The organism is Celeribacter indicus (assembly GCF_000819565.1).
Taxonomy (GTDB): Bacteria; Pseudomonadota; Alphaproteobacteria; order Rhodobacterales; family Rhodobacteraceae; genus Celeribacter; species Celeribacter indicus.
Map to the genome: position 1 here is coordinate 120,715 of NZ_CP004395.1, position 15,107 is coordinate 135,821.

The 15,107-nt window shown below is 61.2% G+C and carries 14 protein-coding genes and 3 pseudogenes; 4 read left to right on the forward strand and 13 right to left on the reverse strand.

All coding sequences use genetic code 11. The features are described 5' to 3' along the window. Nucleotides 1–15 precede the first annotated feature (15 nt). The 4 genes and pseudogenes from P73_RS25315 to P73_RS23400 form a co-directional block, all read right to left on the reverse strand. A pseudogene (locus P73_RS25315) lies at nt 16–417 on the reverse strand (thioredoxin family protein); the annotation flags it as partial. Nucleotides 418–470: 53 nt separating this feature from the next. After that, a complete protein-coding gene (locus P73_RS23390; RefSeq protein WP_008335465.1) occupies nt 471–1,262 on the reverse strand; it encodes a TniQ family protein in 792 nt (263 codons plus the stop codon). Beyond that, nucleotides 1,259–2,182 (reverse strand): TniB family NTP-binding protein, encoded by a 924-nt coding sequence (locus tag P73_RS23395; RefSeq protein WP_235872058.1) that lies wholly within the window; start codon nt 2,180–2,182, stop codon nt 1,259–1,261. Before P73_RS23395 ends, P73_RS23390 begins: the two co-directional genes overlap by 4 nt. Further along, nucleotides 2,142–3,776 carry a Mu transposase C-terminal domain-containing protein gene (locus P73_RS23400; RefSeq protein ID WP_024099411.1) on the reverse strand — a complete coding sequence of 545 codons (1,635 nt, stop codon included), beginning with the start codon at nt 3,774–3,776 and terminating at the stop codon, nt 2,142–2,144. Before P73_RS23400 ends, P73_RS23395 begins: the two co-directional genes overlap by 41 nt. A gap of 143 nt (nt 3,777–3,919) precedes the next feature. On the opposite strand from P73_RS23400, the pseudogene P73_RS25320 reads away from it, so the two are divergent. Beyond that, nucleotides 3,920–4,488, forward strand: a pseudogene (locus P73_RS25320) (IS5 family transposase); the annotation flags it as partial. 149 nt (nt 4,489–4,637) lie between these two features. Further along, a complete protein-coding gene (locus P73_RS23410; RefSeq protein ID WP_024099412.1) occupies nt 4,638–6,077 on the forward strand; it encodes a hypothetical protein in 1,440 nt (479 codons plus the stop codon). A gap of 346 nt (nt 6,078–6,423) precedes the next feature. On the opposite strand, the pseudogene P73_RS23415 reads toward P73_RS23410, so the two are convergent. The 4 genes and pseudogenes from P73_RS23415 to P73_RS23430 form a co-directional block, all read right to left on the reverse strand. Then, a pseudogene (locus P73_RS23415) lies at nt 6,424–6,948 on the reverse strand (IS110 family RNA-guided transposase); the annotation flags it as partial. Nucleotides 6,949–7,007: 59 nt separating this feature from the next. Then, nucleotides 7,008–7,799 carry a TniQ family protein gene (locus P73_RS23420; protein ID WP_007803213.1) on the reverse strand — a complete coding sequence of 264 codons (792 nt, stop codon included), beginning with the start codon at nt 7,797–7,799 and terminating at the stop codon, nt 7,008–7,010. Continuing rightward, nucleotides 7,796–8,674: a TniB family NTP-binding protein gene (locus tag P73_RS23425; RefSeq protein ID WP_007803215.1), complete on the reverse strand. Its 879-nt coding sequence runs from the start codon at nt 8,672–8,674 to the stop codon at nt 7,796–7,798. Before P73_RS23425 ends, P73_RS23420 begins: the two co-directional genes overlap by 4 nt. A gap of 90 nt (nt 8,675–8,764) precedes the next feature. Next, the gene (locus tag P73_RS23430; protein ID WP_007803217.1) at nt 8,765–9,697 is read right to left on the reverse strand and encodes an IS5-like element ISRhba5 family transposase; all 933 of its coding nucleotides are present in this window, start codon (nt 9,695–9,697) and stop codon (nt 8,765–8,767) included. 251 nt (nt 9,698–9,948) lie between these two features. Here P73_RS23430 and P73_RS23435 point away from each other — a divergent pair, with 251 nt between their 5' ends. After that, nucleotides 9,949–10,791, forward strand: coding sequence for a hypothetical protein (locus tag P73_RS23435; RefSeq protein ID WP_007803218.1), 843 nt, complete (start codon nt 9,949–9,951; stop codon nt 10,789–10,791). Nucleotides 10,792–10,849: 58 nt separating this feature from the next. Here the strand turns inward: P73_RS23435 and P73_RS23440 are convergent, their stop codons facing one another. The 3 genes from P73_RS23440 to P73_RS23450 all read right to left on the reverse strand — a co-directional run bounded on the left by P73_RS23440 (nt 10,850) and on the right by P73_RS23450 (nt 13,097). Further along, nucleotides 10,850–11,419 (reverse strand): PIN domain-containing protein, encoded by a 570-nt coding sequence (locus P73_RS23440; protein WP_007803220.1) that lies wholly within the window; start codon nt 11,417–11,419, stop codon nt 10,850–10,852. After that, nucleotides 11,416–11,880 (reverse strand): excisionase family DNA-binding protein, encoded by a 465-nt coding sequence (locus tag P73_RS23445; protein WP_007803221.1) that lies wholly within the window; start codon nt 11,878–11,880, stop codon nt 11,416–11,418. The genes P73_RS23440 and P73_RS23445 overlap by 4 nt, the downstream gene beginning before the upstream one ends. A 149-nt stretch (nt 11,881–12,029) precedes the next feature. Next, nucleotides 12,030–13,097 carry a helix-turn-helix domain-containing protein gene (locus tag P73_RS23450; protein ID WP_007803223.1) on the reverse strand — a complete coding sequence of 356 codons (1,068 nt, stop codon included), beginning with the start codon at nt 13,095–13,097 and terminating at the stop codon, nt 12,030–12,032. A gap of 226 nt (nt 13,098–13,323) precedes the next feature. Between P73_RS23450 and P73_RS23455 the strand changes: the two genes are divergently transcribed. Continuing rightward, the gene (locus P73_RS23455) at nt 13,324–14,208 is read left to right on the forward strand and encodes a recombinase family protein (RefSeq protein ID WP_043872288.1); all 885 of its coding nucleotides are present in this window, start codon (nt 13,324–13,326) and stop codon (nt 14,206–14,208) included. Nucleotides 14,209–14,286: 78 nt separating this feature from the next. Here P73_RS23455 and P73_RS23460 read toward each other — a convergent pair whose 3' ends face one another. Together P73_RS23460 and P73_RS25325 are read right to left on the reverse strand one after the other, a co-directional pair. Further along, entirely contained in the window at nt 14,287–14,682 is a 396-nt protein-coding gene (locus tag P73_RS23460; RefSeq protein WP_043872289.1) for a PIN domain-containing protein, read from the reverse strand. Beyond that, nucleotides 14,672–14,899: an AbrB/MazE/SpoVT family DNA-binding domain-containing protein gene (locus P73_RS25325; RefSeq protein WP_009503866.1), complete on the reverse strand. Its 228-nt coding sequence runs from the start codon at nt 14,897–14,899 to the stop codon at nt 14,672–14,674. The genes P73_RS23460 and P73_RS25325 overlap by 11 nt, the downstream gene beginning before the upstream one ends. Between the last annotated feature and the right edge of the window lie 208 nt (nt 14,900–15,107).

Sequence of the window (15,107 nt, forward strand, 5' to 3'; positions counted from 1 at the left end):
CTTAGGCGAAATTACTCAGTCGGCACTTTGCTCCAAAGTGTTTCCAAATCTGGAAACCTTCACATCGTCCTCGATGAGCGTTGCTTGAGCGGCCCCCGGACGCGCCGCGTGCAGAGCAGCAAGAACATCCTGAGTCGACAATATTTCAGATAGGATAATTCCTTCGGGAGCAGACGGCCCATAAACCGCGTTGAATGGAATGCCGTAACGGTTGTTGGTCTCCAAAAAACGGGTGATCGCGTCATCTGGGCGGGTCCAGTCGGCCAGCATCGGCGTGACACCAGAGCTGTTCAATGCCGAAAGAACCGGGTCGCGTTCAAGAACGAGCGCCTTGTTGGCTTTGCAGGTCAAACACCAATCGGCGGTTACATCGACAAAAACGACCTCTCCGCGTGATACTCGACGGGCAATATCGCTGTCGCGTTGCCCTTAAATCTGAGACACGACGCGTTCGGGGATATTTTTTGCCCTTAATTATGAGATTCCACTGCCATCGCGCCTATGCTTTTCGCGCGCTGCCGGGCGATGTAAACAACCGCGGCAAGCAGACGTGGCTCCTTATCGAAGGCGCGCAATAGAGCAACCCTTGCATAGTCGTCGATGCCGGAGCTTGAGATGGCCGCTTTGACCAGTGGACGGGATTGGGCTGCATCAATTGCAGCAAGGCCAAACAGCCTTACTTCCAGCCTGTGGCCCTGAAGAGCGTATAACGGATCTCCGCGGAAGGCCTTTAATGATATGGCAAAGGTGACCGCGCGCATTGCGCGCCGAAATTGCTTGGAGCTGCGTAATCGCGCGGCGTATTCAAGCCGCGCGGCGCCGTTGCGCGCACGATTTATCAGCTTTTCGGGCATCTGTTCGCCACTGGCCTTGCCGAGCGTCGGCACAAGTCTCGTCCCACAAACCTGGCAGTCGAATGCCCAGGCTCGCCTCCAATGCTTGAGCGAAAGGCCCTCTCTGGAACATTGCAGGCAATGCTGGAATGGTATCTGGGCCGTCAGCGAGGCTTCTCGTGTCGTCATTGCTGGGAAGGTCAAAGATCGCACAACATCTGGGTCAATCCGTGCGGCGTTGGCAATCTTCGCCGCCGCAGCCGCGTCGACGTTGAAGTTCAAGGCGGTGCCATGCGCGGTATCGATTCTGAGATGAGCCAGTAGTTCCGCATCATCACAGTAGTTGGCCGCCGCCAGCCTAGACAACCAACCTGACAACAACTCGTCGGGCAGCGGCGCGACAGTCTTGGGCAGCGGGTGCGGCTTCACACCCCGGACTTCTCGAGCCGCCGATGGGGGTTCGCATGGCGCGACCAAACCGGCGTCCATTTTGCGATTGCGTCATCGGTGATGCATTCATCACCTGTGACAATGGCGTCGATGGAAAGATCCTTGATCAGGGCGAAGATGCGCGAGGTCACCCCGCCGGTCAGCGCAAGTATCTGCTTTAGTGACTTGACCTTCAGATTGGATTTCTTCTCGAGGGGCATTGCCGCGATGAGTGTCTGGATCATGTCCGAGAACTCGGCGTCGTCGCGCCAGTTTGGAAGGTGATGTTCGTCCAGCCGCCTGGCAAGCTGGATATCACCACGGATGGCATCGACGGCCTCGCTGACCCCCAGGCAGACCAGCGACACTTCGAGTTCATTGCTGAGATACCGCAGAACATTGAGAAAGCGGCGCTGTTCGCGGTGGGTCCCGGCCAAGAGGTTGTGGACTTCGTCGATCATGATCATCCGCAGGCCAAGGTCGCGCAAGAGCGCGACGACACGGACTTCGAGGGAGGCCACATTTTGAGCGCGCGCGCTCAGTGCCGTGGCCGGTGCCCCGACGGTCGCCAGGATGTGCAGATAGAACCGTCGTTCGTCGGGAGCTGGTGGTGCTTGTAACAGTAACAGCGGCGTTCGCGTAATTCCCGATGCTGGGTCATATTCCGGTGCATATCTGCGCGAAAGATTGCGGGCGATCATCGTCTTTCCGATCCCGGACGCGCCATGCACAAGAAGGCCAGGCATACGGGTTTGCCTTGGCGCTTCGATCATACACTGCAAACGGTCCAGAACTTGTTCGGCCCGCGGAAAGCCAATCCAGATATCCGATTGAATGAGGGTGATCCGACCGTCTTCCTCTGTTTTTCCTGCCCTCAATTCACCATCTCTCCACCTTGAACAATGGGCGCGATGTATCACCCGTATCGATCGCGCGCAGCCCTTCGGTTGTCGAGACGGCCGAGTTGGCGCCCTCCAATGTCCCTTTTCTTTCACGGGATCGGCGTTCGGCCCTCGTCAGGCTCCGGCTTTCAGACTCGATTTGGCGTTGCTGTCGGATCAGCTCAGCCAGGACCAGCTCATTGGACCCGGACTTGCCAAGGGCACGGGCATTCCTCATGGCTTCGCGATATTCCCAGAGCGACACAGGCGGAATTTCCAGGTTTCGGTACCGAGCTTCGACGTATCGGTCATTATCCAGTTCGACCCAGATCACCGAGAGGTCGCGAGGGTCGTAGCGGACGACCACCTTTCCATCCCCGCGCCCGATGTGGCCTGCAAGCGCATCGGACCAGTACCGTATCTGGAACAGATGGATGCCGTCACGCCTGACCTTGCGCAGTTCACTTGGCAGAAAGCTCACCCGAAAGGCTTCAATCTCGAAGGGGATATCGCCCATCATTTGCTCTGAGAGCGCCTCCCATTTGGCAACGGGCGTGCAGCCAAGACTTGAATGAATGCTGTTGTTGTAGCGGCAGATTTCCAGAGCAAACCAGCGATCGAAGTCGCTTAAGGTCATCGTGGCCATGCCCTCGGCGTCATAGTCGCCCTTGGCCACGACCGAGGATTGCGTTGTTCCAGGCAACAGGTGCACGGCCCCCATCATCGTGCCGATCAATCGTTCGATGTGCCCTCCGAAATGAGGACTGCCTGGCGGCCGATAGACCAGATCGATCCCCCATTCCGCACATGCCGACCGAAAGGCATGCGACCGGAAATCGCGCCCGTTATCGACGTGGATGCTATGCGGTTTACCCTGCGCGGGCCAAGGAACATTGCGCACCAATTCCGCCAGAAGTTCCGCCTTGGGGGCCACAGCCTGTGTCAGGCAAAGCGCCACCGACAGACGCGAAGGTGCCTCGAGAGAGGTGTAATATCCGGTCACCATCCGCGTTGCGACGTCGATCGCCAGCGTGACCCAAGGCCGCCCAATTGGTTTGCGTTCAAAACTGTCGACGAGAATGATGTCCGCAGGCGTATGGTCGATTTGCACGACCTCCAGTGGCCGGTTTGCCTTGTTGTCGCCTACGACCGGCGCAAATTTCTGGCGGGCCGCCTTTGCGCCTTCGCGTGCCTTGGCAATTTCACGGGCATCCATTGCATCCAGCCTGCGCTGAACCGTCCGACGTGTCGGCGGTTGCAAGCCCTGCTGCCAGCACGCGCTTCGGATTTCTGTCACGATGCGCGACAGGCTTGGGCGTTCCCGCCGTAAGAAATAACGGCGAAGATGTTCTTCGATCACCGCTTCCACCTTGCCGGATATCAAGGTTGTACCAGTCGGGCGGCCCCGTTTCCGAGAAGCCAGCGCGCTGGTGCGCCCACCCTCTTCGGCCAGACGCTTTATCCAGCGCCAGACAGTCGCCCTGCTGACACCAAGCTCCCAAACGGCGTCATTGATGCCACTTTCCAGACTGCCAGTTCCTTTGAGATATGCCTGAACAAGCGGACGCAGAACGGCCGCCCTGCGCGCCTCCTCAGCACCAGCGGCAACGAAGTCTTCGCGATCATCATCCATCAATATTTGCCACACGAAGCTGCGAACCCTGTCTCAGGTTTAAGGGCAAAAATATCGGATTTAAAGGCAAAATATCATATTTAAGGGCAAAGCAAGGCCGTTGATTTCGTTGGATTTCTCATCTCACAATTAAGGGCTACGCGACAACCGGGATCAAGGTCGAAGGTGAAGGCGAGTGGCACGCACGCAAGCATGGCGGCCCGAAACGGCGCGTCTGGCGCAAGCTCCACCTTGGGATCGATGAAGAAACGTTGGAGATCCGGGCCGTCGAAGTCACCGGGAGCCACATCGGTGATGCGCCCATCCTACCCACCTTCTCGACCAAATCCCGCAGGACCAGGAAATCGGTAGCGTTACGGCTGATGGCGCCTACGACACGCGCAAATGCCACGATGCGATTGCAGATCGCGGTGCCCATGCCGTCATCCCGCCCCGCAAGAACGCGAAGCCCTGGAAGACGATCACCGCCGGAGCCGTGGCGCGAAATGAGGCCCTGCGCGCGGCGAAATACCTGGGCCGCGCGCTCTGGCGACGATGGAGTGGATACCACCGCCGAAGCCGCGTCGAGACAAAGATGCATTGTATCAAGTTGCTGGGCCAGCGGCTCATGGCACGGGACTTCGATCGACAGGTCGCCGAACTCCAGGTCCGCATCGCCGTCCTGAACGGCTACACCGCGCTCGGAATACCCGTCACGGAAGCTGTGGGATAAGTCCGTCCGGGGAAAGGGGAACCTCGGCCTTAAGCCGATTTGTGCATCAGAGCCCTTGACACTAATAATTAGCTATCTATGTTTTTCCCGGCGATGGTTCCCCGGAAGAGGAGCCGGATTTCATCGCTGCATCAAACTGGAGGAAATTCATGTCACGGACAGCCAATTTGGCCGGCCCGCGTTCGCGGACCGGAATGGTGGTGCTTTGCCTCGCTCTGACCGCGGGCTTCGCCCCGCTCGCGTCGGCGCAGGAGCAGCCCGCCTTCAACGAACATGCGGGAACCCTGCCGGACGGGACGGCATGGCTGATCCGCGTGCCCGAGAACTGGAATGGTCGACTACTCAGGGATCTGGATTTCGCCAGCAACGTTTCGGTCGCGTCAGCGGTCCAGCGGTATGACGACCTGCTCGGTCGTGGCTATGCCTTCGCCGGGCTCGCCCGGCACCCGCTGCGCCTGTGGCAATACGATCCGCAGCGTGAAATCCTGAATCTACAAGCTGTTCAGGACATTTTCACGGACCTGGAGCGCGCTCCTGACATGGTGCTGCAATACGGCTGTTCTGGCGGAGGGCTCGACAGCCTCGCTTCGGCCGAGGATTACCCGGACAGGATCGACGGTGCCGCCGTGCTTGCCGCCCATACGCCGGTCTGGATCATGAGCAGTTTCCTGGATGGCTGGTTCGCCATGCAGACCCTGCTGGGCGAAAGCTATGAGGCCGCTGGGCACGGTCCGGCCAGCGATCTCGCCATCGTCGGCCTGCCCAATGCCGGAGCGGGTGGCGAGCGCAGCCTTGACGCGATCCGTGCGTCCTGGATGGCCGCCATCGAAACGGCGGGCGAAAGCCCGGAGGGCCGCGCGCGGCTGGCGCTTGCCTTCGCCATCGGACAGTGGTCGCCGTGGATGGTCGAGGGGACCGAACTACCCGACACCGCGGATGCCGGCGCCATGGCCGACATGATCGTGGCCTCGGCGCTGCGCATCGGCGGTAATGTTGGCGGGTCCTCGCGGCTTCTGTTCGAAAACGCCGCATCGGGGCAGCAACTTTCCGGGAACGAGGGGGTCGACTATGCCGCCTTCTACCAGAATGCCGCACCCGCGATGGCGCGGACGGTTGAGGCGCTCTACGAACAGGCCGGTTTGGACCTTCAGGCCGACATTGCCAGGATCGACGCCGCCCCCCGCATCGCGGCCTCGGATTATGCGCGCGATTTCTGGGCCGCAGACGGGCGCACGACGACCGGCGATCTGCAGGTTCCGGCGATCCGCATCCACATGCTGGGCGACTGGGCCATTCCCTACACGCTGATGGAAGGCTACGGCGCGCTGGTGCAGGAGCAGGGTACCGGCGATCTGTATCGGCAGTCGCTGGTCCAGGGCACGGGCCATTGCGAGTTCACGGCTGCCGAAAGCACGGCCATCGTCGAGACCCTGGTCGAACGGATCGAAACGGGCGCCTGGCCCGAGACATCGCCCGAGGCGCTGAACGCCGCAGCCGAGGCGCTGGAAACCGGGAGCGCCCCCCGGTTCATCGAACACGGTGATTGGCGCGTGGCAGCCTATAACCGGCCCTGGGTTCCGGCAGAATGAGCCGATGGGGAACTGGCGCTGCGCCGGTTCCCCCACAGGTCCGGTGGCGCAAGTCATTGGTGGACCGTCGCCAACGCGCAGTGGGCATCTCTGGCGAGGGCAAGTGTTCCCATGTCTGGACGACCCCTGCTGCGCAAGCTGGGAATTGACGCGCCTATGCCGAAAGCAGTCATGTCTACGGCCTTTGTGGTGCGGTCTAGCCGCTGGCCCAGATGAAGTCCGCGGATCGGGTCCCAATCAAAATTGCGCGCTTTCTGCGCCTTGACCCCCTGGGGTGTCCCGATCCCCGGTTCGACCGGTTTGTCATCTCTTCTCAGCTTCACGCATTCCGTCAGCGGTTCCGCGCTCAGGAGACAGGGGCCGCGTAGATCTCGTTGCGGCGCAGGAGCGCCCAAGCGATCCGGGCAGTCTTGTTGGCGAGCGCGACCGCAACGACTTTCGGTCGCTTGCGTGCTTTAAGCCCAAGCATCCAAGCCTTGCCGGCATCGCCCTGCCTTGCAAAGCGAAGCACCGCAGTCGCGCCGGAAACGAGCAGTCGCCGGATATATCCATCACCCTGCTTGCTGATCCCGGTCTGTCGATCCTTGCCACTGCTTGAGTTCGCCCGTGGCGTCAGGCCTAGCCAGGCCGCGAACTGTCGTGCCGAGCGGAACAGGCTCGGATCCGGAACATTTGCAGCAATTGCGCTGGCGGTGATCGGTCCGATACCGGGAATGGTCGCCAGTCGCCGGCTCGTCTCGTGCGTCCGGTGCCACTCGAGGATCCGTTTCTCCAGGGCCTCAGCCTGATCGGCAATCGCCTCCGCTTGGCAGATCAACGCATGGATGGCAGCCGCAGCATGGTCAGGCAACCGTTCCTGGTTCTCTCGGAAGTGGGTGTCGCCTTGCCCTTAAATCCGAGACACGGCGCGTTTTCCGGCCTTTCTTGCCCTTAAATTTGAGATGAGGTGGCTGAACCGCCGACGCGTAGTCGCATCCGCTGAGCAATCTGGTCGACGGTTGCAAGCAGTCGGGGCTCCTTATCGTAGGCGCGAAGCAGGGCAACTCGTGCGTAGACGTCGATGTCCATGCTGCACAACGCAGCCTTTACCAGTGGACGTGATTGGGCGGAGGCAATGGCGGCAAGGCAGAAGAGCCTTATGTTCGGGCGGGGGCTTTGAAGCGCGAAGAAAGGGTCTCCACATAAAGCTTTGAGTCCCATCGCGAAGGTGACCGCCCGCATGGCTCGGCGTAGTTGACGCGCGCTGCCCGACACCGCGACACGCTCCAGGATCCGTGCCCCCCGGCGGGCACGATCAACCAGCTTTTCGGAGACCGCTGCGCCATTTTGCCTGTCGGCCTTTGGAAGAAGCCGGGCACCACAAATCTGGCAGTCGAACGCCCAGGCCCTACGCCAGTGCCTGAGCTCAAGGCCGCCATCAGCGCAGCTTGTGCAAGCCTGGAACGGCACCTGTGCGGTCAACCGCATCTCTGCTTCCGGCATCGCCGCGAAAGTCATCGACGACACGAACGCTGGATCGAAGCGCGCCGCAACGGAAATCCTATCCGCGGCCAGCATGTCGAGATCAAAATCAAGGGCTGCAGCATATTTTGCGTCGATCCCGATATGGGCGAGCAGGTCTGCTACCTCGCAATGATTGGAAGCGGCCAGTCGCGATAACCAACCAGAAAGCAACTCGTCCGGCACTGGCGTCACCGATATCGGCAGCGGGATACACGTCACGCCCCAGATTTCTCGAGCCGTCGCTGAGCGTTTGCATGGCGCGACCAGACCGGTGTCCATTTTGCGATGGCATCATCAGTGACGCACTCGTCACCGCTGATGATCGCGTCGATGGACAGATCCTTGACCAAGGCAAAGATGCGGGACGTCACCCCGCCAGTTAATGCGAGGATCTGCTTGAGCGACCGCACTTGCAGATTGGATTTCTTCTCCAGCGGCATGGCCGCGATCAATGTCTGGATCATATCCGAAAACTCGGCATCATCGCGCCAATTCGGCAGGTGGTGTTCATCAAGCCGACGGGCCAGTTGGACATCGCCGCGAATGGCATCGACGGCTTCGCTGACACCGTAGCAGACCAAAGATGCCTCCAGCTCGTTGCTGAGATACCTCAAGACATTGAGGAACCGGCGCTGTTCCCTATGCGTGCCCGCAAGAAGGTTGTGGACTTCGTCGATCATGATCATCCGCAGCCCGAGGTCGCGCAAAAGGCCCACGACCCGAACTTCCAGCGAGGCAACACTCTGCGCCTTCAGGCTCAGCGTCGACGACGGGGCTCCGACGGCTGCGAGGATGTGCATATAGAACCGCCGCTCATCAGGAGCGGGTGGCGCCTGCAACAGAAGTAACGGGGTGTGGGTGACGCCCGACTCCGGATCATACTCCGGCGCATAGCGTCGCGACAGGTTGCGGGCGATCATTGTTTTGCCGATGCCGGACGCCCCATGCACCAGAAGGCCAGGCATGCGGGTCTGCCGCGACATCTCAATCAGACCATGCAGCCGGTCCAGCACTTGCTCCGCTCGGGGAAAGCCGATCCAGATGTCCGATTGAATGAGGGCGATGCGGCCGTCGTCTTCAGTTTCTGCCCTCAATTCACCAGCGCTCCACCTTGAACATGGGGCGCGATGGGCGTTGTTGCAGAAAGTCGGCCTGAGTTGTGAGTGCCCCTTTCCCATTCAGTTTCATGCCACGCGGACGACGTGGGCGGTGCCGAGCGCGTTGAAGCGATTGACAAGGGCGACCCGGATGTGGATTTCGGCGGTTTGGCGATCTGGATCCCGCGCGGCGATGCGCTCACCGAAGGCCTTCAGGCATCGCATCTTGGCCTCCACTCGGCTACGGGCGTGGTATCCGGTCCACCGCTTCCAGAATGCCCGACCGTAGTGACGCGTGGCGCGCAGGGTTTCGTTGCGCGCCTTGGCAGCCGGGCAGTCCTCTTTCCAAGCTCGACCGTTCCTTCGGGTCGGTATGATTGCCGTGCCACCGCGTGCGATGACGGCGCCGTGGCAGCGGCGGGTATCGTAGGCACCATCCGCGGTCACGGTGCCGATGTCCTCGTCCTCGGGGATCTGGCCCAACAGGTCCGGCAGGACTGGGCTGTCGCCTTCCCGGCTAGGGGTGAACTCGACGGCCCGGATATCCGAGGTGGCGATATCCATCGCCAGATGCACCTTGCGCCATTGGCGGCGGCCCTGAACGCCATGCTTGCGGGCCTGCCATTCGCCGTCGCCAAGAAACTTGATGCCGGTGCTGTCCACCAGAAGATTCAGCGGCCCTTCGGCACGGCGATAGGGGATCTGCACCTTGAGGGTCTTCTGTCTGCGGCACAGCGTCGAGTAGTCCGGAACGGGCCAGTCTAGCCCTGCCAGGCGCAGGAGGCTCGCGACCATTCCGGCTGTCTGCCTGAGCGGTAGCTTGAACAGAACCTTGAGCGACAGGCAAAACTGGATCGCGGCATTCGAAAAGACCGGCGGGCGCCCTGGGCGTCCCTCATGCGGCGCGTGCCAGGTCATCTCCTTGTCCAGCCAGATCAGCAGCGATCCGCGCTTCCTGAGCGCATCGTTGTAGCTGGACCAGTTCGTCGTGCGGTAGCGGGCGGGCTTGGGCTTGCTCATGCAGATCGTCTAACCGCATGGATTCCCGATGTGAATCCTTCACCGACTGAGTTCTGCAACAACGCCCAGTGCATCACCCAAAAAAAGGGAAACGACGCCAGACCGAGAAGCCTGACGCCGCGCTAGAAAAAAACCCCTGAACACGGTTCTTCTAGCGCAGTGTCCGAACCCCTGCAACCAGCAAAGTGTTTTTGCTGGCAAGAATGTTGTTTGCTCTCGACATGGCATCGTCTCTCTCAGGAGATACGACCATGGAACCAACGACTGGCCTGATCCTAAGGCGGATCACGCAGACAGACCTCTCTGTTTCGGCGCACAAACTGGCCACGCTCATCCTCGACGGAATTGCGTGGAAGGACGGGTATAACGGCCTGCCCCGCGGCACGGCTGCCTTCACCCTGTCCTCTCTGGCAGCGAAGATGGGCGTCTCGCGCCAGTACCTGAGCGTTCTGCTGAGTGAGCTTGAAACTTCTGAACTGAAGCTTGAGCGCGAGAAGTCGAACGGCAAGTTCGCCCCCTGGCTCTTCCGCTTCGCGGCCTTTGACGACGGCGAACAGACCCACGATCTCGTGTCAGACGGAGACGACACATCACTATCTAGAGAAGAATCTAACAAAACTATATTCACAGGACAGATCAACATTGACGGTTGCTCGAACGTGTTCCGAACATGCTGGGCCGAGCTGATCAAGGCCGCGAAGAGCGCCCTACCCTGCTGGAACGTCGATACGCAAGTGATCTGGGAACGCTTCCTTGCCTTCAACCGGGCCCGTGGGAACAGCAAGGTTCCGGCCGGTTTCCTGCTCGGCTTCATGCGCCGGTGGCGCACCTCGCTTGGAGAAGCGACGCGCCCACCGGCTCTCCCCGCACCACAGCCGGTTCAAGAGCCACGAGAGCGCGAGCTGCACGAACAGATCAAGGCTGCGCCAAGCTCGAACCGCCAGTTTCACGCGTCAGACCTGTGTCGCGTCATAGGGCAAGCGGCGTACGATGCGCGCATTGTCGCCGTGATCCGGCAGTTCGGTTGCCCGAGGTTCACTGCTACGCTTGCAGTCCACGGGCGTGCAGTCCTGGCGGGCGAAATCTCGCGGTGATGATGGATCGGGTGCCACAACTCTGGCCAGAACGTATTCAGTCAGGGCAGTTCTGGGATCAAAGCAGGTCGGCGAATTGCTCCAGGTCGGCAACCGTGGCGACCAACCCCTGCTGTGTCAGGATCGCGAGATACTCGTCGACGCTTTTGAGCGGATTCTTGAGGCGCGCGCGAACTTTCCGCAGCGCGGAACAGACCAGACCGGGCGCGAGAGACAGTTGGTTCCGGAAAAAGTCGTCAGGGTGTTGGGTCTCGATGCCAAAGGGCGCAAGTGCCGCTGGTGGGAAGTCCTTCAGGTTCTGCGTGACGATCGCGTCACAGCGCCCAACGATTGCCGCCGCCAGAACGTGCCGATCGTCAGGGTCCGGCAGTGTTAGGGCCGGCACCAATGCCTCGTAGCCGGTGACCAGACAGTCGCGTGTGGCCCTGTCCATCAAGTCGCGAGTTCGTTCCAGCGCGGCGCGCTCCCGATGAGGTTCATTGCGCAGAAGCGCATCAATCCACTCCCGATGGATATCGGCCGTCCACTTGGCCTTGAAAAGGTCTGTGACCGCCAACTGCATCAGTGCATCGCGCATCGGCGCGGGATAAAGGACGTTCGCATCGAACAGGACCGTGTACTGGCTCATTTCGAGCGGTAGCCCATGTCCTGCTCTTGAGCGTCGGCGGCCAGTTGATCGAGCGCAGCTTCACGCTCGGTATCGATCGCGGCCTTGTAGGACATCACGTCTTCCATGCGGACGCGGCGATGCTTGCCGACCTTCCGATGCGGTATGGCACCATCCTCGAGCAGCTTGATCAGGAACGGACGCGAGACGTTCAGAACCTCAGCGGCCTGTACGGTCGAGAGTTCGGCGTTCTCGGGGATGATGGTGACCCCCCGCCCCGCTGCCATCGCCTCGAGGATCTCCATGAGCAGCGATACGGCGCCCGCAGGAAGCTCGATCGGCTCCATCTGCTCGGAGTCCGTCACACGAAGTTTCAACGGCGCGCGCGCCTGGGCGAAGCGTGACAATGCCTGGCCAGAGACGCGCGCAATCGCTGCGTCCTGCGGCGTGGGCGGAAGATGTCGGTGTGCCAGCATGTTCATGGTGGTCTCCTCTCCGGTTTCTGTTCTCTACCACCATATATGAAATAAGTGCAACAAATGCATTAAGTGTTGGTGAGTTTCTGCGCGCCCTGCCGCGTGCTCGCGGTTATCGCTGCTGTCGAGTGAGCGGGTGAGACCCACGCTAACCTTCAGTTTGTCGCCTTCCACATCCTGAACCGCCCCTGTCCTGTCACCTCGCGGATCAGACCCCGCTCTTGCATCCATGCAAGGTTGCGCTGAACAGCGGCGCGACTGGCACTCGTCAGGGCCTGGGCCATTGGCGCAGAGACGAGCGGCCATTCGGTCAGCACTGCGCGCAAGGCCGGCGGCGTCCTGCCCGAGAGCAATGTCATTTCGGCTTCCGCCCGCGCCGACCATGCCTCGATATCGTCAAGGTGCCGCACCGCGGTCAGGCACGCGGCTTCCATCCCGTATAGCCAGCGTTCCAGACGTTCGAACGGTGAACCACCGGCTCGTAGTCCCCCTGCCCCGCCCATGGCCAGAGGCGTGAAGACTGCGCCTCTTCCATCGCTGGCCGCGATCCGCGCAGCTGCGACAGCCGCTTCCATACGGTCGTCGTGCTGCCCGAGCCCCGCGAGGCGCCAGAGGTGAAAGCCCGCGCAAGCGCGAGTGATCGGGTGCAGGTCCGTGGCCTGCCCCATCAGATCCAGCCAACCGCTCGCGCGATCCACGAACGGCTCGGTCTCATCACTGATGTTCTCGGGGTCGCGACGGTCGAGGAAGGCGGAAAGGTCCTGCTCCGGTCCCGGTCCACCCGTCAGTCGCCGAATCGCCCATCCGACTCGCGCCAGCGCCGCCGTGTCGTCCTGGACACCGGACAGGCGCAGCGAGATCCAGAGCGCCAGCCGGTCTTGGCTGATGCGGTCACCGGTGTGCCAGCTCAAATCTGCGGCCTCCATCAGCGCAAGCCGATGCCGCCATCCTTCCGGTCCGCGCTTCAACCGGTCGTCCAGCGCGCCGACGCGACCGGCCACACGGGCAAGACGCGCGGCCTGCCCGCCCTCTGCCTTCCGCCATTCGTCGAGGACCTCGGTTTCACGCGGTTCGGCCCGTGGTCCCGGCGGCAAATAGTCCGGCTCGTCGTCCATCGGACCGGGCAGAAACCACAGGTCGTCCTCAGACGCCTGTTCGACCTCCTCAGCATAAATGCCGAGCGCGTCGGATTCATCATACAATGCGGGGGTTCCAGGCCTCATATGCGCAAAATACAGCTATTTTGAGCTTTACCCAAGGGTTTTATCAGAGTGCGTTTGTACACCTTACATAGCACGCGCGCGCGATGGTCCGCGAGACCTCCCTGATCGCGCTCTGCGTATGGAAACCAAGGGCTTTCTGATGAACAGCGCCACAGAGCGCGCCCTTGCATTCATTTACAAACGGTCGTTTAGTAACGGTATATGAAATTGCAAACGGCCGATTTTCATGCCCCTGATAGGCTATGCCCGCGTATCGACAGAGGATCAAACCCCCCTGCCCCAGTCGCAGGCCCTGAAATCTGCGGGTTGCGCCGAAATCTATGAAGAGCACGCCTCAGGCGGCAATCGCGCGCGGCCGGTGCTTGGGCGTGTGCTCGAACGCATCCAGAGTGGCGATACGCTGGTCGTCGTGAGGATCGACCGGCTTGCGCGGTCTCTGTCGCATCTGCTGGAAGTGATCGAGCGGCTGGAGGCCAGGGGTGCGTTCTTTCGCTCGATCCAGGACCCGATCGACACTGGATCCCCGCAGGGCAAGTTCACGCTGCAGGTCTTGGGCGCTGCGGCCGAGTTCGAGCGCGCCCTGATCCGGGAGCGCACCAAGGCCGGCCTCGCCAGTGCGCGCACAAAGGGCCGCGTGGGCGGAAACCCTGGACTGCGGGCCAAAGACCCTGCCGCTCTTCGCAAGGTGCGGCTAGCGCGACAGGACGGCTACATGGAGCGTCTGAACGAAACGGCACAAGATTGGGTGCCCCATGTGCGCCGGTTGCGCCCCGACTTGGCCTGGGAAGACGTGGTGCGCATCATCAACGGCCCCTTGCCCGAGGCGCGTCGCTGGACCCAAAGCCGTCTCTTGCGCGCTGTGAAGGCCTATGTCCGCGACGGCTTCCTGCCCGAGACAGTTTTGGCCCGCGCCGGCCGCCGCGAAACCGGCGACCGCCTGCCCGCCATCGTCGCCGCCATCAAGGGCGCGGATCCCGGCATTACGCTCCAGGCGATCTGTGAACGGCTGGAATCTATGCGCGAACGCACACCACGTGGCCGAACGAGATGGCAGCCGTCGTCAGTCAAGATGCTGTTGGAGCGGGCGGAGAGGCTGGGGCTGCTTGAGTAGCCTAACAACCTTGCAAATCCTCCACTACAGGGAAGGATTACATGGTTGTGGTCAGTTTCAGGCACAGAAGCCGTCCGCTCATGCAAAGGGGTTGACGATGCGAAGCTGGCCTTCCACCAGCAGGCCATCTTGCATGTCCTCGCTCCACAGCGTGGTACACCCCGCAACCAAAGCGCTGGCCACGATCATCGCGTCGTAGATCGAGAAGCCGTAGCGTTCCGCCAAAGCGCGGCCGACGTCATGGGTCTGCACGGTGAGATCTTCGACGGGACACAAGGCGCGCACGCCTTCGAGAAAGGCCGCTGCTTCCTCCCAACCGAGGCCAGCTTTGCGGCGGCAGTTCACCAGTGACTCGTTTAGAACCTGAACGCTGATCCGGGGCCCCTGCCCCAGGATGACCTCGGCGCGATCGGCCTTTGGGCCGTCGTCGAGCAGGTAAAGAACGACATTCGTGTCCGCGAACTCAGCGCTCATGTGCGTCGTCGCGGCTCAGACGTTCTGCTGCGGACAACTTGCCCCGGAAGCGGCGCAGGCCGGTAAGTACCTCATCCGCACGAGCAAGGCGACGGACTCTGACCCGACCGTCGTCCTTGACCAGGTCGATCTGATCACCCTCCTTGAGACCAAGCTCTCGGACGAGCTCCGCGGGCAAACGGACGGCCAGCGAGTTACCCCATTTTGCGACCTGCATCGTGACCTCCCATGTGGATATACGTCTTATAATGTATATCCGAAGGGTTCCGAAGACAAGGCTGCCGCAAACCCTAGCTACTCTTGTGCATGACGCAGCGACTGACACCAAATCTAGAAAGAGCTTGCACGAATCTGATAGCTCGGGCAATAGTCTCGATAAATAACGCGCGATCACATAAAAAACGCGCCCACGAATCGAGGCAGAG